This is a genomic window from Kistimonas ophiarachnellae (assembly GCF_057552235.1).
Genome location: NZ_BAAJPA010000006.1, coordinates 37,790 through 60,274 on the forward strand (window position 1 = coordinate 37,790; position 22,485 = coordinate 60,274).

Sequence of the window (22,485 nt, forward strand, 5' to 3'; positions counted from 1 at the left end):
TCATCCGTTCATATGACCACTGCCAATCCGTGAAAAGCCGGCCCCGAAAGACCGGCGTCGTTCATTACTGCCCGTCCCAGTACGACTCCTGTGGCGGCTGCTGGAAAGCATAATCAGGGTTGGCATTACCGGGCTGGTGGACAGACTGCGCCTGCTGTGGTTGAGCGACAGCGTTCATCAATGCCTGGTACTGCTTGTGCTCTGGCGTAATGGCGGACTTGATGACATTACGCTGCTCGCCATCGCTGTCCGTTTCAACACCAATGCGCGCCACAAATTCCACCCCGTTAAGCTCACCGAAGTGATTCAGACGGCGCGCCTTGACCGCCGGCGGACTGATATCGTCCTGACGCACCCGCCGCGATGAGCAAAGAATCGCACGGACAAAACTGCGCCCCATCTCTGCCCAGGTCGGTCCTTTCGGGCTGTGCAGACCGATCAGGCTCCAGACCTTGCGCTTCGCATGCTGCCCTTCCAACACCACAAATTCGGCATTGAGATAGGCGGCGCCGGTCTCACTACGGGTCGCCCAACCGCCGGTCCAGCCCATGTGGGGTTCGTCGTAACCGCCAGGCTTGATGGTCATGCGAACCCTGGCCAGCGTTCCCTTGGGGATGACGTCGTAATCCTCCTGGACGGTGGCATTGTTAAAATCACTCCAGTCATTGCCAGATTGTTGAGGTTGGTTCATCTCACGCTCCTTGTTGCGTTTGTTTTTGCGGTTCTGTTTGAGGTTGCGCCGGTGCGCTGGTGGCGTACTGCAGCTGTCGCTCAGTTAATGGCTGGTTGATCTTCTGGAGCAATTTCCCCAGATGGGCCGGTTCGGTCTGGCCCAGACGCCCACTGCGATCCTTGGCCGGGAAGCCCCAGGGGTTGAGGGTCTGGCAAACAAAACTGCGCTGCAGGTTGCCCTGCTCGTCCGCCAGGCTGGCCATGGTGATCACCTCATCGACAATCCCGGGGAGTTCGAGTCCGGTTCGCGAGCCCTCAATCTGGGGCTGGAAGATCCGGCGATTAAAGTCGTCTACCCGCTCTTCAAGGATGCCCACGTAGATCACGTGTTTACCTCGTGCATGCTGCAGGTGATTCAGTGCGGCAATCATCTCCCTGCCATGTAACCCGTAAGCTCCACGGGTATCCGGTTTGCCTGTTCGCTCACTGAAAGCCTCAGGCTGTTTACTGCTCCACTGAAAGCAGAGCCTGGAGAGCGCCGTAATCGAATCAACAAAGAAGATGGCGTACTTATCCAGCCCTGCCGGATCACCGAACTTCTCGCAGGCGGCCTGATAATGCGCCGGCGAATACGGCTGCCTTTCTCCAAGCGCCGGGTTAGGACCGGCGATAAAGGCCACCAGCAAACGGAAATCCGGCCATGTCGGTGGACGCACAGTGTCACCCTGCCAACCCTGGACCGCGAGATCACCCGCTTCCAGGTCAATAAACAGCGTCTTGTCCGCCGGCAGCGTCCACAGTTGCGAGGTTTTTCCTACGCCGCTCTGGCCTAGCAGTACAGCTTTCACGCCCTTGTGCTCTTGCTGCCGCTGCTCCGCAGTGACAATGGGAAGTTTCATTCGTCACCTCCCAACTGTTCTGACTCCAGCGAGCAGACAATCTCCCTTGCCCGGGTTAAACGACGCAGGTAACGGGCATTGTGCAGACGCTTTAAACAGCGGCTGGCATGGTTGAGTTCCCGGACTGCTTCCCGGTAAAGGCAGTCCAGTTCCTGCTCAGGCAGCGTGATAATCTGCAACAGTGTCATGCTGCGCAGGCTCTTAAGCGTTAATGACATGGTGCCTTGTCCTCCGTGCCCACCGGAGGCTGTCCAACCTGCCGGTACATATGCGCCTGCTCCCAGGCTTCCACATCCTCTACCCGGTAACGAACCCGGTTACCAATTTTGAGGTAACGCGGTCCCTGCCCGTTGACCCGCCAGACACCCAGCGAACGCTCTGAAAAATTCCAGCGTCGCGCCAATTCCGACGGTGTGAGATAACAATCCATCATCGTTTTTCCTTTTTTGCTCAAGAGGCAGGATTAATGATGACGAAAGGCCCGGGGATGACCGGGGGACAAGGGGGACCAGACGGGGGATGAAAGCAGAAAAGTGGAATTTAACGACATTCGGGCACAAAAAAAGCGGTCTGATGCCGCTTTTGTCTTCGATTTTGATCTCACCGACTAACAGGGATATTGATCCAGCGCCATGTCGATATTAAGACGACACCGGTTATCCTGAACAAAAATAACTTTCTCCCAGCCAATGGCTGTTTTCACTACATCCCTGACCCGATCAGACTTACACCCAACCATATCCTTAAGCAGATAGGGCTGATTGATCCATGGGTCGCCTTTCTGCCATTGCTCTACCAGATGTTGGACAATCATGGGACTGTACTGGCCTTTGAATGTCACTGTGGTTCGGTCTGGCAAAACAAAGGTTCCGGACTCCAGTGACCAAAGAAAACCCTGCTCATCCAACACCTGCCGGTAACCACTCCCGAATACAGCCCGACAAAGACGACTTGCATCAATCAAATCGTTATGATTCCACACCGCACCCAGGCTGAGCTGCATGACCTCATCCCCAAGACAGGTTCGGTCGTTTGTTTCCCGACACAACACCACCGCCCGTTGCAACAAGCTGCGCGACTGTAAAGTCTGCCTGACAGCATCAGCGTGAGCGGGAACCAGACAGCTCGACCAGTAAACCTCTATTTCCTGATTACCCACCTGGCAAGCGCCCAGGGACCAGAGCCCAGTCAGCAACAAAGAGGGCTTCCCCGCCAATTCCAGTTCCTTATGCAGATAATTCACCAGCATGTCCGGATAAAAACGGTATTGCTTGCGAACCTCATCCTCGACTTTCACCCAGCCCCTGTCCGGACAGAGATAGCCCATGTATCCATACGGGCTTTTCTGGACAGGGATAGTCCCATCGTGATCATCACAATCTATCCAGCGCAGCGGTTCACAGGGACACAACATGCCTGTGGCAAGCAAATCCTGAAAACAGTGACTGAAATCACCCTGCAGATCCGGACCTGATACCTTTTCAATGCCGCAGTCGTACAATGACGCCAGCGCTTCAAAAACCGGACGTGATAGCAGTCGGATCACAGGGCGCGTTCCTCCGTGAACACACCCCAGCGGGGCAGCAGTACCTCCCGGATATAACGCATTCTGTCATCATGTGGTTTCAGGCTGCATTTGTTGGGTATAGTCAGCCAGAAATGGTGGGTTTCTTTGCGGTGCTGACCATCATGACTGGCCCTGAAAACAATCGAGAGCCTGACCCGTTTGATTTTCAGGCCGCCATAGTGCATCAGAAGCGGCACATCATTCAGTCGCATATCGTGATACACATCCATGGACTCACCGGTACGCAGGTACGGTTTGATGTCGAATTCACACCGGGTCTGAATAGACTGAAGGGTAATGCCACTGACCAGAATCCGCTCAATGTCCTCCTCGATGGGCTGGTCATCGTTGAAATCCAGTACCGGCTCCTGCCTGAAAACATCAAGATTTACACGACAGGGAACGATAGGCGCCAGCTTGTCACTAATGCCCAGCATGCTTGTGGCAAACATTCTGCCCAATCGCTCACGGTCATCACGACTGTTGGAAATCACTTCCAGCAAACCATCGTCCGGGGTATAGACCAGGGCATATTCCCGTACCGGCTTGTACATGCCGCCCCGGAGCGTTTTACGCTCTTTATCCAGGGTTTTGTAATGGGTAACCAGACCATCGCGGTACACCATAATCTGCCACTGCTCCACCTCTTCACCGCCGGTCTCCTTCCGGGGAAAAACATCCACCAGCAGGTCATCGTCATCGTCCAGGTCAAAGTGTCTCTTCAGTAATCGCTCAAACTGATCTCTGGGCACCTGATCAGAAAATGCGGCGGGTAACGCGGTGCGGTAACAGCTCCAGGAACGGCCTTCCCGATAATGGTTGGCATAGCGGATATGTTCAGCATGAAGGAACGCTTCGGGATAGCCGACAAACAACAGAATGCCCAGATCATAGCGATTGCTGTGTCCTCTCCCTTCGTCATTCACCTCCGCTTCGGCCAACAGGGCCTGATACCCAAGGTCATCCGTCATGCCATGGATCCGTTCACAGTTGGCATTCAGCAGATTACGTTGCGATGCATTGAGTACGCTTTTAGCCCAATGGCCAATCTCCTCCTTAATGTGTGAAGAAGATTCATCCGCACTCACTTTCAGCGGGGTCAGATTGAGAAAAGTCAGAAGCCTGGCGGCACTTTCAGAAGTGGCGTGGGTAAAGACCTGGAGCAATTCATTCATCTTGGCTAAGCCCTCTTTCCGTGAGTGAGCGTTCTAATGCCAAAATGCGGAGAACTGTATATTTATACAGCATCATGCAGAAAATTGAATAACCGGTCAACTTACTCCATTACACCCATTGCAAACCTTTCCTGCACTCTAATACACCTTCCCTGCTCATTGTCCCGGAACACGAGGCACATGAAACTTTAGATGTTACCCAAGGACAGGTTAAGCACCATGACCCACACCATCTGCCAGTTACTGGCCCTTGCCATTGAACGACAGCGTGAGCGTCTGGACAGACAACAAAACGGTCTTAACCCACTGGATAACTGCCCCGCAGAGAGCGTCACTGTGTCACCCGCCTCACAAGAGGTACAACCGGAGACACAGGACCATGAACGACAGTGAAGCACTCGAAAACCAGATTGAACGCATCAAAAAAATGAACACCCAGGGGCTGAAGAGTCTGTGGCAGGACCTCTACTTTAAAGAGGCGCCTGCCATGCATCCCAACCTGCTCCGAATGCGCCTGATCTGGCGGGTTCAGGAAATTCTCTGCGGAGGACTCTCAAAGAAAGCAAGGGATGAACTGTCCCACCTGCGAAAGCGGATGAAGAAAGGAAAGATCGCGCGCAAACGCCAGGATGACTTACCCATTGGCACTCGCCTTACCCGGGATTACAACGGTGAGCGCCATGATGTACTGGTGGTCAAAAACGGTTTTGAGTACCGGGGTGAGATTTACGCCAACCTGAGCCGTATCGCCAGGGTCATCACCGGCACACACTGGAATGGACCGGCCTTTTTCGGATTAAGGAAAGACAAGAATGAGTAATGGGAAAACACGGAAGAAGCGTTGCGCCATCTATACCCGCAAATCCTCCGAAGAAGGGCTGGAACAGGAGTTCAACAGCCTGGACGCACAGCGAGAAGCGGCTGCGGCTTATATCGCCTCGCAGAAGCATGAAGGCTGGATAGCCGTCGATGATCATTTCGACGACGGGGGGTTCTCAGGCGGCTCAATGGCGCGCCCTGCCCTGAAACGGTTACTGACCGAGGTGGAAGAAGGAAAGATCGACATCATCGTCGTCTACAAGATTGACCGTCTCACACGCTCTCTCAGTGATTTTTCCCGACTAATCGAGCTGTTTGATCGCCATAACGTGACCTTTGTCGCCGTCACCCAACAGTTCAATACGACCACCAGCATGGGGCGCCTGACGCTCAATATCCTGCTTTCCTTTGCCCAGTTTGAGCGCGAGGTCACCAGTGAGCGGATCCGGGACAAGTTTGCCCTGGCCAAAAAGAAAGGCATGTGGATGGGCGGTCGGGTGGCCCTGGGTTATGACGTCAAGAACAGAAAACTGGTGATCAACAAGGACGAGGCCAACCAGGTCAGATTCCTGTTTGAACTGTTTGCCGAAAACCACTCCCTATCGGAAACCTGTCGCATGGCCAACCGCCAGGGACTTCGAACCAAGACCGTCTATCGGGACGGTGTTTTAACCCAAGGCGGCAAACGCTGGAACCGGGCGGTACTCTACCGTTTGTTGAGAAACCGCCTGTACTGCGGAGAAATTGGCGACAAAAAACGGGACAAGTGGTATCCCGGGGAACACAAGGCCATTGTCGGGGAAGACCTCTGGAACCGGGTGCAGGCCGTATTCGATATCAACGGAGAGCAACGGCGCAAACAGTCTTTATGGAAAAACTCAGCGGCGTTTTTACAGGGACTCATTATCGGTCCTGACGGGCTGGCGCTGGTGCCCAGCAGCACCCGGCGTCGTGGCAAGCATTATCGCTACTACGTCAGCAGCAAGGGCGTGAAGGAAAATTATGAGTCCATGGCCCTGCCTCCCATTCCGGCACTTGAAATTGAAGCAGCCGTAATTGACCAGGTTGCCAAGCTGCTCACAACGCCGGCGGTGGTCAGCCAGGTGGCCTACTGTCTTGATGCGACGACAGACACCAAACAGTTGTCGATCATCCGTGAGGCACTGGCAGATTTCGGTACACTCTGGCCGGAACTCTATCCCAACGAACAGCGCCTGTTGATCCACCAGCTATTAGACAAAATCACGTTTGAGGAAGAAACCATAACCATGACGTTTAAAACCCCTGCCCTGATGGAACTGGGCGCACAAATGCCGGAGGAGCGCGCATGAAGAGAATAACAGTCACAGGTCCAGAAACTGTCACCCTCAGCGAGGACGGGCAAAAGCTGGAAATCCGGATTCCCATCCGGCTACACCGCAAGGGTAACCAGACGTGCATTACCGACCCGTCCGGACAACCCCTGACGCCGCCCAAGAAGCACCCGGCCCCTGCCCTCCGTGACGCCCTGGTACGCGCTCACATCTGGATGCGACGGTTGGAAACCGGTCAGGCCACCAGCCTGCAGGAAATCGCCAGACAGGAAAAGATTTCAGCCAAGGGCTGGGTGTCGTCTGTTATCCGGCTGGTCAGCCTGTCCCCGAAGATTCAGGAAGCGATCCTGACCGGTGAAGGCCTGGGCTTGCTGCAACTGGACGATGTCATGACGCCTTTTCCTGACATCTGGGAAGAACAGGAAAAGAGGTTGCTTCCGGCAATCTGTGAGCGTTAGGCAACACAATCTAGCCAGTACTGGTAAAGTCCGTCGATATCCGATGAACACATCAACGGCATCGCATCCTTGAGTTTATCCTCAGGCCAGTGCCACCATTGCATCGCCAGCAGCTTACTGATGGCGTCGTCAGTGAAACGGTTCTTGATGATTTTTGCAGGGTTCGAGCCAACAACAGCGTAAGGCGGCACATCCTTCGTAACCACCGCGCGGCTGGCAATGATCGCACCATCACCTACCGTCACGCCGGCCATGATCATGGCCTCACTGCCAATCCAGACATCATTCCCGATCACCGTATTGCCTGCGCGAACAAAACCGTCTTCAGCCTCCGGATGGTTCTGGTAAAAGAACGGAAAGGTGCTGACCCAGTCGGGCCGATGCCCCTGGTTGCCAGCCATCATGAATACCGCCCCCGATCCTATGGAGCAATAGCGGCCAATTATCAGCTGGTCGACATCATCACGGTCTGGCGCCAGGTAACGGGCGCAGTCATCAAAGCTGTGACCGTGGTAATAGCCGGAATAATAGCTGTGATCACCCACAATAATATTCGGGTTGGTCACCTGCTTGCGCAGCGGCTGGCCGACAAACGGACTCTCGAAGTAATTTGTCACGGAAAATCCTGCCATGTTCAGAGAATTGTACTGTTCTGGTTACTATCGCTTATCAAAAGCATGTTTACGAAAAGGCGTTGGCGCGAGCTTATAACCAATTGATATTTCGAGGGAAACCAAACTCCCTAGTCGAAACTCAAAACAGGGACTTTGCAGAGAACAGAGAGCAGAAAAGCCCGAAAATCAGCTATTCTGTTAGAAATACGGTGAACCGGACGGGGCGAAGGGCTGTCGTAACTTACTGAAAGCAGGGCCGAAAAGCAAAAAGGCCCGAAACCGTAGAAGTTTCGAGCCTTTGATCGTTTGGCGGAGGGACAGGGATTCGAACCCTGGGAGGGCTATTAACCCTCGCCGGTTTTCAAGACCGGTGCTTTCAACCGCTCAGCCATCCCTCCGGCAGAGCCCTGTGTGCTCAGGACGACGGCAATAATACTGAAAAATTCTTTAGAGTCAACGGCCTGTCTCTTGAATTCGTCCTGTTCGGCGGTATCCTTATCAATAGAACATAAGCAATAGTGATAACTCAGGGAGTTTTATCATGAACGAGCATCCTACTAATTACGCACAGCGGGAGGTGGGTGTCAGTACGAGCATGAACAGTGTTCTAAGGAACACCTACATGCTTCTGGGCGCCACCCTTCTATTCAGTGCCATGACTGCCGGTATCGCCATGGCGCTGGAAATCAGCCGTATGACGGCCCTGGTTCTCAGCCTGGTGGGCTTCGGTCTGATCTTTGTTGTTCAGAAGACCGCTGACTCAGCCAAAGGCCTGGTGGCGGTTTTTGCCTTCACAGGCGTTCTGGGCGCAGCGCTTGGCCCCATGCTGAACCACTACCTGTCACTGGCTAACGGCCCCTCACTGATCTTCCAGGCCCTGGCAGGTACTGCGCTGGTCTTCTTTGCACTGTCCGGCTATGTCCTCACTACTCGCAAGGACTTTTCCTTCATGGGCGGTTTCCTGATGGTTGGCCTGATTGTCGCCATCATCGCCGGTATTGCCCTGATGTTCTTCCACGCACCTGCTGCGCAACTGGCACTGTCTGCCGGTATCGTACTGCTGATGTCCGGACTGATCCTGTTCGATACCAGCCGGATCATCCATGATGGAGAGACCAACTACATCCGTGCGACCGTGTCTCTGTACCTGAACATCTACAACCTGTTCACTGCCCTGCTTCACCTGCTGGGCGCCAGTGATGATTGATTGACCTGAACCGTCAATGAAAAAGCCCTGCTTGAGCAGGGCTTTTTTGTGGGTAACTGAAACTTTACGCACTATGTTAGAATCCGTCCCGCTTTAATGCGTGGAGAAAGATACACACTTCGCCACGACTTTAGTCACGATTCTGGATACAGGGAATGCAATACACACTAGCCATCTATGGTGCTCCGTACTCCAGCCAGGCCTGTCAGACTGCACTGAATTTTGCGCGCGCTGCCATACAGCGTGGTCATAACATCTACCGGGTCTTTTTTTACCAGGATGCTGTGCACACCGCGTCCACGCTTGCTGTGCCACCCCAGGATGAATCTCACCTTTACACTGAATGGGAAGCACTGGCAAAAAAACATGATATAGATATGGTTGTTTGTATTTCCGCCGCTCTGCGACGTGGTGTGTTGGATGAGGGAGAAAGTGGGCGCTATGACAAACCACACGCCAATATGTCACCTGCGTTCACAGTATCTGGTTTGGGTCAGCTGGTTGATGGCGCTATTCACTGCGACCGTCTGATAACGTTTGGAGCCTGATATGTCCAAGATCTGCATTATCAGTACACGCCCCCCATACGGCTCAACGGCTGCTAAAGACGCCTTGGACACAGCACTCGTCTCAGCCTCTTATGATCAGGACACCAGTCTTCTCTTTCTCGGAGACGGGATTTATCAGCTGATTAAAGGACAAAAGCCGGAAGCTTTACCACAGAAAAACCCGGGGGCCATGTTTCAGGCGTTAGAGATGTACGGAATCGAAAACGTACTGTTATGCCAGGAAGATATGCTTGACCGCGGTCTGAAGGAAAGCGACCTGATAATCCCCGTTCAACTCTTGGCGCGCAAAGCGATTGGATCTTGGCTTGCTCAACAGGATCGCGTCTTTAATTTTTAATGTGAATTGCCAACCGATAGCAACGATGAAAACCCTGCACACAATTAACAAGCCCTCACAGAGCAGTCCTGCGCTGGATCTTGCACACTCTGCACTCACACCTGGCGATACGCTGTTGTTTATAGAAGACGGTGTATTTTCACTCATCGAAAACAGTCAGTCGTTCAGTAACATCAAGGCTCTGCACGACCACCACGTCATAACCGCACTGTTACCAGACGTACAGGCGCGGGGCCTGAACAATCACCTGCCTGAATGGGTCACACTGGTAGACTATGACGGTTTTGTCGAATTGACCGAAACCCATGAGAAAACGCTGAGCTGGACCTGATGGAACTGATGAACACCCTAAACGTCAACGAACACGTTATCCCATTAGATAAAGAGGGTTATCTGAAAAACCTCGATGACTGGAATCCAGAGGTTGCAGAAGCCCTGGCTCGGGCGACTGGCATCAGCCTGACCCCTGCGCATTGGGAGGTCCTGAATGCTATCCGGGATTTCTACCAAACCTATGACCTGTCACCCAGTCAACGCCCTTTTGTTAAACACATTTCGAATACACTGGGCGCTGAAAAGGGGCGAAGTATTTACCTGATGAAACTGTTTCCGGAAAGCCCTGCCAAACTGGCAGCACGGATTGCAGGACTACCCCGCCCATCAAACTGTTTCTAAATTATTCGGTGGAGAAGCATTTCTATTGATCATAAAAAGCACAGACAAATGTATCAATGAACATAGCTTTCTCTGCCGAAGAGAAGATATTTACACCAGTGGCATTATTAGGCATACCAACCACATGCCCCATTCCAGGGGCTGAGCCTTAATGGAAACAAGACGATTAAAGCGATATGTCAAACCAAAGACCTCCAACATAAAACATACAAGACAATTTCAAGCGAACTAAAAAATTTCATACCGTCCAGATAAAAACCAAAACACTGCCAAATAATTCTATTGACAGACACTAAAGATAACCATTCCGTTATATGATTATTTAAAAAAAACCAAGACAATGTAATATATTTTTTCACTAAGAACAGCAACCATGTTACCTAGATTGACAGTTCAGCCATACCATTACCAAAGATTGGAAGAGGATTATTACAGCAAACCAAAAGACGATTCAAAAATACCAGAGAGCTTTAAAAAGAATATTAAGAGGCTTGATGAATCAGGTTATGAATTGAGCCAGCTAACTAAGGAAATACTCTATGATTATATCATATATGCTGCATGCGAGTTTATTTACAGGTTAGATTCAGAGAAACGCCCAATTCTTGATGGAAGATATGCTTTATATCATTATCTTACAAACCCTTTAAAAGCAGCTTTCAACGAATATACTCTTAAACTCAAATATAGTGCAGCAAGTTGCACCCCTATCCCCGGTGAAACAGACATAGACCTACTGGATCGTTTTTACTCATCTTTCGAAGACGATCGTACTGAAGAATTCATAACTGAACTTGCAGATTGTGTCCGCTATGTAATGGGAGAATATGATGTAGCAATAGCAGCCATTCCTTCTGTCTCGGTGAATATTGAAGAGCATGAAATTTATCAAAGAACTGTCGAAAGAAAAGAGATAGTTACATTAAAAAGACCTTTAAAATCAAGATCACTGAGCTTCTGCATGGCAGCCCCATGGCTAAGAGCTCCTCAAACCACCTCACCACTTGAAATAGCAAACCATATTATTCGTATAGATTTTAACTATGCATCAAAAAGCCTTAAACCCTGTCACAGTCAAGTGATCAAAATAGGAGATTATACAACCTGCATGCCTGTAAGAGCGTTACATGAGATCCTTATGAATCATTGCCTCACTGTAATCTATCGCTACCCTGGAGAAAAAGTCAAAAGTAAATTCATCGAACGCATTAAGGTTTTCCATAATCTTATAGAAATAGATCCCAACATAAAATTGGAAGAGCGCACTATAAACTTGATAGCTTGGACCATGAAAGTATTACAATCAGGAGCAAGACCAGATGAAACTATTTTATCAATAGAAGAAACATCCCGCAGCTTTAACTATGAACAATCGGTAGGGTTTAAACATACGACCGCGATAGCTGAACATAAAGTAGCTCAGAGATTACTTGAATCGAAAGCCGGTCAAGAACATGAACCCACTCAGACACAGGAAGCTTTCCCGAAAACAGAACCCATATACGATTCAGAGGAAAGAAGCACCTTAATTGAGGCTCATGAAGAAAAAACGATTATTGAACAAGAAGTCATTCATGAAACACCCCCTTTTCCTGAACAAGGGACTGTAGAAACGACCATCCACCAGCCTGTAAAACCCACATTGAGTGAAGCAGTATCCGTAAAACCGGAAGACCTAACTCCATTAACAGTTAAAGCAACGGCTATGTCGCCCTTAGAGGTTGAAGTTGCAGAACCCCCTGAGATTTCAGGGTTCTTTTCCCCGGTTTCACTGGTTTCAGAGGATGAACAACCTTTAAAGGCAACAGAGCCTAAAGCAACCGTGGAAGTCGCTGTATCAAGTAAACTCGGAGATACACCTGAAATACCTTCTCTATCGGCAGTCAGCAAGCTTAGTCCGAGCATTTCACCAGCACCTTCTGAGACAAGTCAAATTTCGGATAGTGATCTCTCGTTCGACATGCCAGGAAAAGGAAGTGACAAAAAACAAAAAACGCAAGAACCCGCAATATCGAAGCATAAGTTAAAAAAAGAGAGGCAGAAAAAGCGTAAACCAGGAAAACGTAGTGATACCAAGACTCAAGTAAAACAAACAACACTGCAAAAAGCACCTGAGACAAAAAGCATACCAGGCAAAGATAGAACTGAATCCCAGTTACTGGCTGAAGCAGGGACAACATCTGACACTGGCCAAAAGTCAGCAATGATGACAATGGTACCGGAGTCAAAATCTGAGTCTGTCCAGCAGGTTGAGCTGCTGGACAAAAAAGATATCACTACTAAAACGAGTGAACAAAAGGTAGCACCTACCGCTGCAGTAAAACCGAAAAAAAAGATACAAAAAAGAAAAGAGCCCCAAATATTATTAGAGCTGATTGATGAAGCCTCTAATAACGTACAGTCTTGTCATGACAACTGGAGCACCCTAACACCACATAAAAAAATAGCTTTACTGACAACATTACAAAACGTCGTACTATATATTGAAGAGTTATTTGCTGCATGTGAGAAAGGTTTATCAACAAAAAAACCAAAGAAATGGAACGATAGGCTACAAAGACTGCTAGAAAAATCGCGCTTAATACTCCTTAATATTCCTCAGCTAGAGGATGATATAAGCGGGGGTTCAGTCCATCACCCTGAGCATGAAATAAGAGTAGAGAATATTAAAGAAACACATACCAAGCTAGAAACCTTAACTTCACAGATAGAAAAATTAGTTCAACCGTCAACGGCCCCCATAGAAAAACCAGAAACCAGGAAAAAGACTGATACAGAAAAACCTACTCCTACTTTAGATGATGATATACAGCAAATAGAAGCTGATTTAAAAAATAAAGAAGAAGAGCTAAAAACAATCAAGCCAACGCAATCCACTGTGATCAATATTGATAAAACACTTTCAGATATCCACCGAGCTCCTGACGAAATCCACCAAATTGAAGAAGCTTTTAAGCGAAGCGTAAAAATAAAAAGAGGAAGATTCACTGAGAGAATTGGGAAAATTGCTCATTTATTATGCTACGCATACAAAATTCACGTATCTCCAGAATATGACATGACTGAATCATGCCAAAACCAATTACACAGACTGGAAACAAGAGTTGAAAGAAATCGAACTTGTTCACGTTTATGGCTTATATACAGTCAAATGGAACAACTTCAAAGCCAATATCCACAAATCACACATCATTTATCTGATATCAAAAAACAGTTTACTGAAGATGAATTAAAACGTACTTGTACAGCCTTATCCGATCTAACAAAAGAAGCTTGCAAACTGGAAAAAACCGATATTAAACCAGCAAGCATTTTACAAAAAAGTTTAGAAAACTATATTTCAATCATTAACGAAAAAATTGAAAATGACATTGAATTAATCATATTTCTGGCTGATTTATTACACCAAATCATGAAAACATTGACAAATACAGCATTACAACACTCTGATTGGCATCTCGCACTTTACCAGCAACATTTGTCCTATATCGCTGGCCATGAAAACTATTGCAAGGTATGCCTGCATAATCAGCACATAACCCCTTGCTGCGACAAAACCATTGCAATACTTGAAAAAATAGCAGAAAAAATCGGCACTGAAAAACTAACAGACATTCTAAACAAAACCTGTGAAATTTTATACAAAAATGGATGCGTCTTATATACCTCACAAATCATCACCTGGCAACTAAACCAAAAAACAAAAGATCCAAAAATTGAAATTTCATTACTTAAAAATACGCAAGAGCTTTATGTAAAACTAAAATGGGACCAAACCAAGCATGGCACACAGTTCATGGCAGACCGAGAAGAAATATGCGAAGTTATGCTCATACGGGCTGAAACAAAACTTGCACTCGGTAACGCAATGAAAAAATTTATTACCAAGAAAAAGGACTTAGCTTTTTCGGAAGAATTGTTAACATTGGAAACTGACCAATCCAGCTTAGATTTTTGGATGCAGAGTCTTAATAAATTCAAACCTGATCCACACATAACACAAATTACAAATTGCCTTTCAGCCTTAAAAAATCAGCAATCAGAATTAAAAAGAGCATTTGATTTTTCAGAAAGTCTTATAACTGAAGAATTATCCGCTCAATCCATTCATGAAATACTAGAAAAGCTAGCCATAGAAAAAACAATAACGTTACTGCATGACACATACTGCAAAATAAATCCCGCAGATTTATTGAAACAAGATTATCGCAATCCATCAATAGAAGTGGCATCTATGCTTGTTAGCCATAGCGAAGTGCTTCAAGGCATCGGTGACCAGATTTCTGCTCACTACAGCGCACATCTCGGGCAAGTCACAGAGCGTCTCCATGCTGCAATAACTGCATATAGGCAGGCGTTATTCACGGAATTATTTTACTATAAGATATTTAGAAAACATTTTTCTAAACAATTCTTAGAATTTTATAAGAGTACTCATATACCACTGCCAAATCGTTCTAGAGTGTTATCTGTATGGAAAACACTATCTCGGACTCTACTAGAGCCAGACCGCATTGAAGCAGGCAGTAGCGTTGAAAACTGCCGCCTCGTAGAGGACACCTTCAGGGAATATCACAATGAACTTTTTCAACTTGCAAACCAGCAGTATGGTTTTATTAATGAAAATGTAGAGTTTCTTCAGCATAGAGCACGCTGCCTATGCATCGCCGGGCATGATCAAGCATCACTGTCAGTATCAAACATATTACTCAGTGTACTGACGAGACACCCTGATGGAGCAAAATCATTAGAAGGGCATCCTAACCCACTACCACCAGGTTTTCTTAATCACCAGTTTGAGCAATGCATAAGGTATATGAAAAAACTACATCAGGCTGTAGAGCGACATGTAAATGCGTTAGAAAGTGCTAAAGCATTGCTCGAATTAACCCAAAAATTTAAAGATACCCTAAATACATATAAATCATTCACAAAGAGTTCTTCTTGCCCTGATAGCCTCAAGGCGCAAACTGTTGCTGCCTACAAAGAAATAGAAGACACTCATAATTTATACCTTGAACACAAACCATATTTAGAAAAGTTAGAAAAAGCTCAACAAGTTCAACAAGTTCAACAAGACCTTCAAACTGCCCATTTAACCATTTTGAAAACATTTCCAACTGACATTGAAGACATGACTATAAATATTCAGTATTTTTCAGTTTCCGATATTTTAGATATGATGTTCAAGTCACTAAGCAACCTTGATATTTTTGAAAAAGTGATTAGCGCTATAACCAATATTAAAAAACAACAGCCCACTCATCCATCACCATCAAGAATCTTGCAAGATGATTTATTAAAACTCTCTCAATACACACAGGATTTTCATAGAAACTACACCTTTCTACACGAACATCTTTGCCAAACATTTCAGTATACGAAAGTTAAAAAGGAGTCCTGCAAACACATAACGAATATAATAGGCATGATCGATCGCTTAGGAAAAGCATCACTTAATATACACGACACCATCAAAAAATTTTTTACAGATCAAAGTGATATACTATTAAACCACAACATGCCACTTAGAGAATGCTATTACAATGTAAAAACTTTCAGCAGCACAGCAGAATGGCTCAAAAATCTATTAAACATGCCATTACAAATCATTCAGGAAACCGAATACGATTCAGTAATAATACACCTAAAAGATCATTTAAAAATCATAAATAAGCTCATAGAAGAAGACACTCCAATCTCTGAAATATCACTTCGAAGACAGCCTCGATTTTTTCTAAACACTATGCACATTTTTACACAGAAAATCCCTGACTTATCTATAGCTTGTAATGCACTAGCATCCTATCTTACTTGTTTTAGCAGGAGGAAACCGTTTTTTGATAGCGAAGAGAACCGTCCAACCCATAAAGAACTAAAAGACACCTGTCAATCTATAATGAAATCTATTAAAGAAAGAGAACAAAAATGTAAAAAAGGAATACCTAATATGCAAGAACTTTCTTATCAACAGACTCTCCATCGATCTGTAAAATCATTTATATCCTCACTTGAAAAATGTGATTCGATTGAAAAAGATATTGACTTTAAGCATGGCCATTTATTTAGTAGCCTGACCCCAGCATTATCTTTACAAGATTTAAAAATGTTTGATGAAAATTTAACGCTCAGAATTTTTCGCTACAAAGAAGAGTTACCTGCTAAAGAGAAGGCGTTAAAAGGTAAATATTTGTCAGTACAACTGAAGCCACCCGAAAGTACTGACTTGTAATATAGATGGCATAAACGTCTTTAATAAATCTCTATTAAAACTGCAAATTCATCCATAACAATATAATTTCTACTTTGCCTGTCTATAAAAAATTGTCAGAATTACCGACAGCGCTCTTGATAAGAAGTAAAACCATGTCACATCAGCAAAATCCAACCCTGGGGGTACTTTTTGGTCTCGCCACAGCGGTGGTTGGCAGCCTCGCAGGCGCTGCCACCAAACATCTTGCCGGCTCCGTTTCTGTTGCCCAGATTGTCTGCTTCCAATACCTGCTCAGCTGCCTGATTTGCACACCATGGCTACTGAAACACGGTCTGGAAGGGCTCAAGACACAACGTATAGGTCAGCATCTGATCCGTGGGCTGGCAGGCTGGGCCTGTTTCTATACCTATTACCTGGCGCTGGCCCATACGCCGTTGGTGGATGCTGTCCTGCTGCGGAATGCAGCGCCGCTTTGGGTACCGCTGGTTGTACTCTGCTGGAGCCGAATCATGGTGCCACGTAACCGGTGGCTCCCGATGGGCATCGGTTTTATCGGTGTTATTCTGGTCTTACAGCCGGGTAACGAGGCCATTGGCTCATGGCACCTTGTCGGTGCGTTATCCGGACTGACACTCGCCATTTCGATGGTTGGCACGCGCAGGCTTTCCCAAACAGAACCCACACAGAGAATCCTCTTTTATTATTTTTTCATTTCTTTTCTGATCAGCGTTCCGCTGGCTGCCCATAGCTGGCAACCCATTGCCCCCGGTGACTGGCCTTTGATGTTTTTTGTCGGTTTTTCCATTTACCTGCTGATGTTCTTCTATACCAAGGCATATAGCTATGCACCCGCCAGCCTGGTCTCGCCCCTGACGTATTTCAGCGTGGTTTTGGCCGGCTTGCTTGGGTGGCTGATCTGGGGAGACAAACCCGGCTTGCTGAGCCTTGCCGGTATGAGCCTGGTTATCGTTGGTGGATTGTTGACCGTCCTTCTGGGCAAAAACCAAACATCCGGTAATAGCTAGGCTATTGTCACAGTAGTGTGTCACTGAATAGCTCAAATCACCCTGGCGGCTTCCAACAACGGGATAGCACCAGTAAACTTAGCGATTTTGCAGGATACGCGACAAGGAATGACTACTCACCAATACATTATCGCCTGGGCCGTCTACCTGGTTGGCGCCCTGGGTTGCCTGGCTGTCTGGTGGCGCATGACCCGCCCCTTCGGGCAAGGCTTTCCCCGCCGTTTTCTCCGCCTGATTGCCGCATTTGCGATACTGACACCAGCGATATCGAACCCAGGTATGAGTTTTATGGGCCCTGCCCTGCTGGTCTGTCTTTTCGATGGACTTTCCCATGGGCCGGAAGCCATGCTGCGTACAACGCCAGTCATCTTTGTCGCCCTGCTGGTTGCTACGTTACTGGCTGCACTGGGTGGCTTGTTTATCAAAACACCGAAAAACGATAGCGATACCGGGCAACCGAAAAGCACCAACAGGCCTCGCAAGGAACCTGCGCTATAAGCATAGGCTTGATGTTACGATCAGATCAGATGTAACGTGCTGCCGTTTTGCCGTTATCAAGCAGCACAATAGATATGAAGTACGGATAAACCATCATGTGTGAACTGCTTGGCATGAGCGCCAATGTGCCAACCGATATCTGTTTCAGCTTCACCGGCCTGATGCAACGTGGCGGTCGCACCGGCCCCCACCGCGACGGTTGGGGTATTGCATTTTACGAGGGAAAGGGTGTTCGTGAGTTCAGGGACCCCAATCCCAGCTGTGATTCAGAAATTGCCCGCCTTGTGCAAAATTATCCCATTAAAAGCCAAATCGTCATCAGCCACATCCGCCAGGCAAACGCTGGCCGCGTCTGCCTTGAAAATACTCACCCATTTATGCGCGAACTCTGGGGAAGAAACTGGACCTTTGCCCATAATGGCCAGTTACCGGACGTGCGCAAGAAACCTCTCCTGCATTATCTGCCAGTAGGTACCACAGACAGCGAACATGCCTTCTGCTGGTTAATGGGTCAGATTCGCGAACGCTTCCCCGAACCGCCCAAACGCCAGACCACACTGTGGCGTTTCATTCGCCAGTGCTGTGATGAATTACGTGAACTTGGGGTCTACAACATGCTGCTAAGTGATTCACGGGCACTGGCCTGCTACTGTAGCACCAAGCTCTGCTGGATCACCCGTCGCTCCCCGTTTACAACCGCAGAATTAAAAGATACTGATGTCACCGTGGATTTCAGGCAGGAAACCACGCCTGACGACATTGTTTCTGTGATTGCCACAGAACCACTGACACATAACGAAGCGTGGCATGCCATGCATTCTGGCGACATGATTGTGTTTAAGAATGGTGAAACACAAATCATGCTGTAGATATAAAACCCGTTTATACCTATCAGCAATGAGCTTGTAGCCTTTGCAGAAAAGAAAATATTGAAAACAAGCCGCCTTTAGAGGCGGCTTGTTAATGATTTACTGTACATTTTCAAGTTCAGTAAACATCCCCTCAAACAACGGGGATGACAGATAACGCTCACCAGAATCCGGCAGGATGACTACGATTTTCTTGCCTTCATTTTCCTGACGGGCTGCAACACGCAAGGCCACGGCAAGTGCTGCACCACAGGAGATGCCGCACAGAATGCCTTCTTCCTTCATCAGGCGCAGTGCAGTCTCCATGGCTTCTTCATTGGTGACCTGCTCGACACTATCGACAAGCGAAAGATCCAGATTCTTCGGCACAAAACCGGCACCAATACCTTGGATCTTGTGCGGTGCGGGTTTTACTTCATCCCCGGCCAGCGTCTGACTGATAACCGGGGATGCCACAGGCTCTACCGCAATACTGGTGATCGCCTTGCCTTTTTCCTGTTTGATATAACGGGAAACCCCGGTGATGGTACCGCCGGTTCCCACGCCTGCGACCAGAATATCAATATCGCCTTCAGTATCTTCCCAAATTTCAGGCCCGGTGGTCTGTTCATGAATCCCTGGATTGGCCGGGTTTTCAAACTGCTGGAGCAGCAGGAAATGTTCAGGATCACTCTCTGCAATCTCTTTCGCCTTGGCGATGGCGCCGTTCATGCCTTTGGCAGGCTCAGTTAACACCAGTTTTGCCCCCAGCGCCTTGAGAATCTTGCGACGCTCCAGGCTCATGGAAGATGGCATGGTCAATGTCAGCGGGATACCACGGGCAGATGCTACAAAGGCCAAGGCAATGCCGGTATTGCCGCTGGTTGGTTCTACCAGTTCCATGCCAGGCTTCAGACGGCCTGATTGTTCCGCATCCCAGATCATGCTGGCGCCGATCCGGCATTTGACACTGCCGGCAGGGTTACGGGATTCAATCTTGGCGTAAATCTCATAGCCCTTGCCGATCCGGTTCAGTTTTACCAGCGGCGTATGACCGATTGAGAGGGAGTTATCATCATAAATCCGGGTCATTAACGAGATCCTTTCTGCTAGGCGTTGATAACAAAAACCACTGAAGCGATGCACCACTATAGGGAAACACCGTATGCATTTGAACGATGAAAAGATAATTTACAAATAACTGAAATGCATATGTAAACACATCCAACCCTTCACCAGGCAGCGCGACTCGCTGTGAGTGGCCAGGTGGGTCCGTGTCCGTTTGCAGCAGCGGCAGGGATGCCGCGGTAGCATCGCATGGCAGGAAAGCCATGTCGATGCGGCGAAAAACGGACACGGACCCACCTGGCCTCCCCCGGCCTAATCAGCCCACAAACCCACGACCAACACCTGCAACAGAGCCTATCCTGAAACCAGCGAAGAACGCTTACAGATTCCTTCCGCCAATTGCCAAGATTAAAACGCTTGTTTAAAGTAGCGCCAGACCAACCAATAACAAGCGTACAACGCAAGGCCCGGAAGGCCGAAACGACGGAAAGCAGATGACATTCAAGAGCACAGACCAGTATATCGCTACCGACGAATTGCGCATGGCTGTCAACGCCGCCGTTACCCTGCAGCGACCACTGCTGGTGAAAGGTGAACCGGGTACGGGCAAGACCATGCTGGCGGAACAGGTGGCCCAGTCCCTGGGTAAACCACTGATCCAGTGGAACATTAAATCCACGACCCGCGCCCAGCAGGGGTTGTACGACTATGACGCCGTATCCCGCCTGCGAGACTCACAGCTGGGAGATGACAAGGTTCACGATATCAACAACTACATCGTCAAAGGCAAGCTCTGGGAAGCGTTTGCGGCTGATGAGCAGGTTGTGCTGTTGATTGATGAAATCGACAAGGCTGACATCGAGTTCCCGAACGACCTCCTGCAGGAGATCGACCGCATGGAATTCTATGTCTACGAAACCCGGCAGCTGATCAAGGCCAAACAACGTCCGATCGTTATTATCACCAGCAACAATGAGAAAGAATTGCCGGATGCGTTTCTGCGTCGCTGTTTCTTCCATTACATCAGCTTCCCGGACCAGGACACCATGAAAGCGATCGTGGATGTTCACTTTCCCGAGATCAGCCAGGATCTGGTAAAAGAGGCGCTGGAAGTCTTCTTTGATGTCCGCAAAGTACCGGGACTGAAGAAAAAACCCTCGACCTCCGAACTGATTGACTGGTTGAAGCTGTTACTGGCCGACGATGTTCCGGCAGACCTGCTGCAGCAACGGGATCCCAGCAAGGCCATCCCTCCCCTGTGCGGTGCACTGGTCAAGAATGAGCAGGACGTACAGCTGCTGGAAAAACTGGCGTTCATGGCGCGCAGAGCAGGACGATAAAAACCATGCTTCTGACGTTTTTCGATACCCTGCGCACCTTTCGGGTGCCTGTCAGCATCCGGGAATACCTTGATCTTGTTGCGGCGCTGAAGTCCCATCTTGCGTTCGCCAATATGGATGATTTCTATCACCTCAGCCGCGCGGTGCTGGTGAAAGATGAACGTCACTTTGACAAGTTCGACCGGGCCTTTACTGCCTATTTCCAGGGACTGGAAGACCTGGATAACCTGCTGGATGCTTTGATCCCGGAAGACTGGCTGCGCAAGGCGTTCGAGAAATACCTGACCGACGAAGAAAAGGCCAACATCAACAGCCTTGGCAGCCTCGAAAAACTGCTGGAGGAATTCCGCAAACGCCTGGAAGAACAGAAAGATCGCCACCAGGGTGGCAACCGCTGGATAGGCACGGGAGGCACCTCACCGTTTGGCGCTTACGGCTATAATCCGGAAGGCATCCGGATTGGCCAGGAGAGTGGACGCAACCAGCGGGCAGCCAAGGTCTGGGACAAACGGGAATACCGTAACCTGGACGACAGCGTCGAGCTGGGCACCCGCAATATCAAGATGGCTCTTCGACGCCTGCGCAAATTTGCCCGTGAAGGTGCGGCTGAAGAGTTGGATCTGGACGACACTATTCGTTCAACTGCGCAGTCCGGCGGCATGCTGGACATCAAGATGGTGCCTGAACGCCACAATAACGTGAAAGTCCTGCTGTTCATGGATATCGGCGGTACCATGGATGCCCACGTCAAAGTGTGCGAAGAGCTGTTTTCCGCCATCAGAACGGAATTCAAACATCTGGAATTCTTTTATTTCCATAATTTTATTTATGAATCCGTCTGGAAGGATAACTACCGGAGGGATTCAGAACGTATCCAGACCCTGGATATCCTGCATAAATACGGCAGTGATTATAAGGTGATTTTTGTCGGCGATGCGGCCATGGCGCCTTATGAGGTCACCCATCCCGGCGGCAGTATTGAACACTGGAACGAGGAGGCCGGTTCGGCCTGGATGCTTCGCTTCATCGAGAAATTCCGGAAAATCGCCTGGCTGAATCCCTACCCTGAGCATTCCTGGGAATATACGACGTCAACCACTATCATCCGTGAGCTGGTGAATAACGAGATGTATCCTTTAACGGTTAAGGGGATTGAAGATGGCATGCGCTACCTGGCTCGATAGCGA

24 protein-coding genes and 1 tRNA gene are annotated in these 22,485 nt (G+C 48.5%); 15 read left to right on the forward strand and 10 right to left on the reverse strand.

Annotation, left to right across the window (positions count from 1 at the left end):
* Positions 1–64 precede the first annotated feature (64 nt).
* The 6 genes from AC27K1_RS08790 to AC27K1_RS08815 all read right to left on the reverse strand — a co-directional run bounded on the left by AC27K1_RS08790 (position 65) and on the right by AC27K1_RS08815 (position 4,313).
* Entirely contained in the window at positions 65–691 is a 627-nt protein-coding gene (locus tag AC27K1_RS08790; RefSeq protein WP_487149896.1) for a hypothetical protein, read from the reverse strand.
* A 1-nt stretch (position 692) separates the two neighbouring features.
* Positions 693–1,571 (reverse strand): ATP-binding protein, encoded by an 879-nt coding sequence (locus AC27K1_RS08795; protein WP_487149897.1) that lies wholly within the window; start codon positions 1,569–1,571, stop codon positions 693–695.
* Complete coding sequence (locus AC27K1_RS08800) at positions 1,568–1,789, reverse strand: hypothetical protein (RefSeq protein WP_487149899.1); 222 nt, start codon at positions 1,787–1,789, stop codon at positions 1,568–1,570. Before AC27K1_RS08800 ends, AC27K1_RS08795 begins: the two co-directional genes overlap by 4 nt.
* Positions 1,780–2,004 (reverse strand): helix-turn-helix transcriptional regulator, encoded by a 225-nt coding sequence (locus tag AC27K1_RS08805; protein WP_487149900.1) that lies wholly within the window; start codon positions 2,002–2,004, stop codon positions 1,780–1,782. Before AC27K1_RS08805 ends, AC27K1_RS08800 begins: the two co-directional genes overlap by 10 nt.
* A gap of 174 nt (positions 2,005–2,178) precedes the next feature.
* Positions 2,179–3,117: a hypothetical protein gene (locus AC27K1_RS08810; RefSeq protein ID WP_487149901.1), complete on the reverse strand. Its 939-nt coding sequence runs from the start codon at positions 3,115–3,117 to the stop codon at positions 2,179–2,181.
* A complete protein-coding gene (locus AC27K1_RS08815) occupies positions 3,114–4,313 on the reverse strand; it encodes a hypothetical protein (RefSeq protein WP_487149902.1) in 1,200 nt (399 codons plus the stop codon). Before AC27K1_RS08815 ends, AC27K1_RS08810 begins: the two co-directional genes overlap by 4 nt.
* A gap of 192 nt (positions 4,314–4,505) precedes the next feature.
* On the opposite strand from AC27K1_RS08815, the gene AC27K1_RS08820 reads away from it, so the two are divergent.
* Genes AC27K1_RS08820 through AC27K1_RS08835 form a run of 4 tightly spaced genes read left to right on the forward strand, consistent with a single transcriptional unit; the run spans position 4,506 to position 6,903 of the window.
* Positions 4,506–4,706, forward strand: coding sequence for a hypothetical protein (locus AC27K1_RS08820; RefSeq protein WP_487149904.1), 201 nt, complete (start codon positions 4,506–4,508; stop codon positions 4,704–4,706).
* The gene (locus AC27K1_RS08825) at positions 4,693–5,133 is read left to right on the forward strand and encodes a DUF2924 domain-containing protein (RefSeq protein ID WP_487149905.1); all 441 of its coding nucleotides are present in this window, start codon (positions 4,693–4,695) and stop codon (positions 5,131–5,133) included. Before AC27K1_RS08820 ends, AC27K1_RS08825 begins: the two co-directional genes overlap by 14 nt.
* Positions 5,126–6,463: a recombinase family protein gene (locus AC27K1_RS08830; RefSeq protein WP_487149907.1), complete on the forward strand. Its 1,338-nt coding sequence runs from the start codon at positions 5,126–5,128 to the stop codon at positions 6,461–6,463. Before AC27K1_RS08825 ends, AC27K1_RS08830 begins: the two co-directional genes overlap by 8 nt.
* On the forward strand, positions 6,460–6,903 hold the full coding sequence (locus tag AC27K1_RS08835; protein ID WP_487149909.1) for a hypothetical protein: 444 nt from the start codon (positions 6,460–6,462) through the stop codon (positions 6,901–6,903). Before AC27K1_RS08830 ends, AC27K1_RS08835 begins: the two co-directional genes overlap by 4 nt.
* Here the strand turns inward: AC27K1_RS08835 and catB are convergent.
* Entirely contained in the window at positions 6,900–7,520 is a 621-nt protein-coding gene (gene catB, locus AC27K1_RS08840; protein ID WP_487149910.1) for a type B chloramphenicol O-acetyltransferase, read from the reverse strand. The genes AC27K1_RS08835 and catB overlap by 4 nt on opposite strands.
* A 304-nt stretch (positions 7,521–7,824) precedes the next feature.
* A tRNA-Ser gene (locus AC27K1_RS08845) sits at positions 7,825–7,915 on the reverse strand.
* A gap of 143 nt (positions 7,916–8,058) precedes the next feature.
* Between AC27K1_RS08845 and AC27K1_RS08850 the strand changes: the two genes are divergently transcribed.
* The 9 genes from AC27K1_RS08850 (at position 8,059) to AC27K1_RS08890 (ending at position 18,911) form a co-directional block, all read left to right on the forward strand.
* A complete protein-coding gene (locus AC27K1_RS08850) occupies positions 8,059–8,724 on the forward strand; it encodes a Bax inhibitor-1/YccA family protein (protein WP_487149912.1) in 666 nt (221 codons plus the stop codon).
* 155 nt (positions 8,725–8,879) lie between these two features.
* The gene (tusD, locus tag AC27K1_RS08855) at positions 8,880–9,272 is read left to right on the forward strand and encodes a sulfurtransferase complex subunit TusD (RefSeq protein ID WP_487149913.1); all 393 of its coding nucleotides are present in this window, start codon (positions 8,880–8,882) and stop codon (positions 9,270–9,272) included.
* Between the two features lies 1 nt (position 9,273).
* Entirely contained in the window at positions 9,274–9,630 is a 357-nt protein-coding gene (gene tusC, locus AC27K1_RS08860; protein ID WP_487149914.1) for a sulfurtransferase complex subunit TusC, read from the forward strand.
* A 25-nt stretch (positions 9,631–9,655) separates the two neighbouring features.
* The gene (gene tusB, locus AC27K1_RS08865) at positions 9,656–9,961 is read left to right on the forward strand and encodes a sulfurtransferase complex subunit TusB (protein WP_487149916.1); all 306 of its coding nucleotides are present in this window, start codon (positions 9,656–9,658) and stop codon (positions 9,959–9,961) included.
* A gap of 8 nt (positions 9,962–9,969) precedes the next feature.
* Positions 9,970–10,305 (forward strand): TusE/DsrC/DsvC family sulfur relay protein, encoded by a 336-nt coding sequence (locus tag AC27K1_RS08870; RefSeq protein ID WP_487149918.1) that lies wholly within the window; start codon positions 9,970–9,972, stop codon positions 10,303–10,305.
* Positions 10,306–10,678: 373 nt separating this feature from the next.
* Positions 10,679–16,537, forward strand: a complete 5,859-nt coding sequence (locus AC27K1_RS08875; protein ID WP_487149919.1) for a hypothetical protein — start codon at positions 10,679–10,681, stop codon at positions 16,535–16,537.
* Between the two features lie 134 nt (positions 16,538–16,671).
* Complete coding sequence (locus AC27K1_RS08880) at positions 16,672–17,544, forward strand: DMT family transporter (protein ID WP_487149921.1); 873 nt, start codon at positions 16,672–16,674, stop codon at positions 17,542–17,544.
* A 108-nt stretch (positions 17,545–17,652) separates the two neighbouring features.
* Positions 17,653–18,042: a hypothetical protein gene (locus tag AC27K1_RS08885; protein ID WP_487149923.1), complete on the forward strand. Its 390-nt coding sequence runs from the start codon at positions 17,653–17,655 to the stop codon at positions 18,040–18,042.
* A gap of 95 nt (positions 18,043–18,137) precedes the next feature.
* Positions 18,138–18,911, forward strand: a complete 774-nt coding sequence (locus AC27K1_RS08890) for a class II glutamine amidotransferase (protein ID WP_487149925.1) — start codon at positions 18,138–18,140, stop codon at positions 18,909–18,911.
* 99 nt (positions 18,912–19,010) lie between these two features.
* Here AC27K1_RS08890 and cysK read toward each other — a convergent pair whose 3' ends face one another.
* Positions 19,011–19,982, reverse strand: a complete 972-nt coding sequence (gene cysK, locus AC27K1_RS08895; RefSeq protein ID WP_487149926.1) for a cysteine synthase A — start codon at positions 19,980–19,982, stop codon at positions 19,011–19,013.
* Positions 19,966–20,247 carry a hypothetical protein gene (locus tag AC27K1_RS08900; protein WP_487149928.1) on the reverse strand — a complete coding sequence of 94 codons (282 nt, stop codon included), beginning with the start codon at positions 20,245–20,247 and terminating at the stop codon, positions 19,966–19,968. The genes cysK and AC27K1_RS08900 overlap by 17 nt, the downstream gene beginning before the upstream one ends.
* A gap of 205 nt (positions 20,248–20,452) precedes the next feature.
* Here AC27K1_RS08900 and AC27K1_RS08905 point away from each other — a divergent pair, with 205 nt between their 5' ends.
* Both AC27K1_RS08905 and AC27K1_RS08910 read left to right on the forward strand, forming a co-directional pair.
* On the forward strand, positions 20,453–21,298 hold the full coding sequence (locus AC27K1_RS08905; RefSeq protein WP_487149930.1) for an AAA family ATPase: 846 nt from the start codon (positions 20,453–20,455) through the stop codon (positions 21,296–21,298).
* Between the two features lie 5 nt (positions 21,299–21,303).
* Positions 21,304–22,482, forward strand: a complete 1,179-nt coding sequence (locus tag AC27K1_RS08910) for a vWA domain-containing protein (protein WP_487149932.1) — start codon at positions 21,304–21,306, stop codon at positions 22,480–22,482.
* Positions 22,483–22,485: the final 3 nt, after the last annotated feature.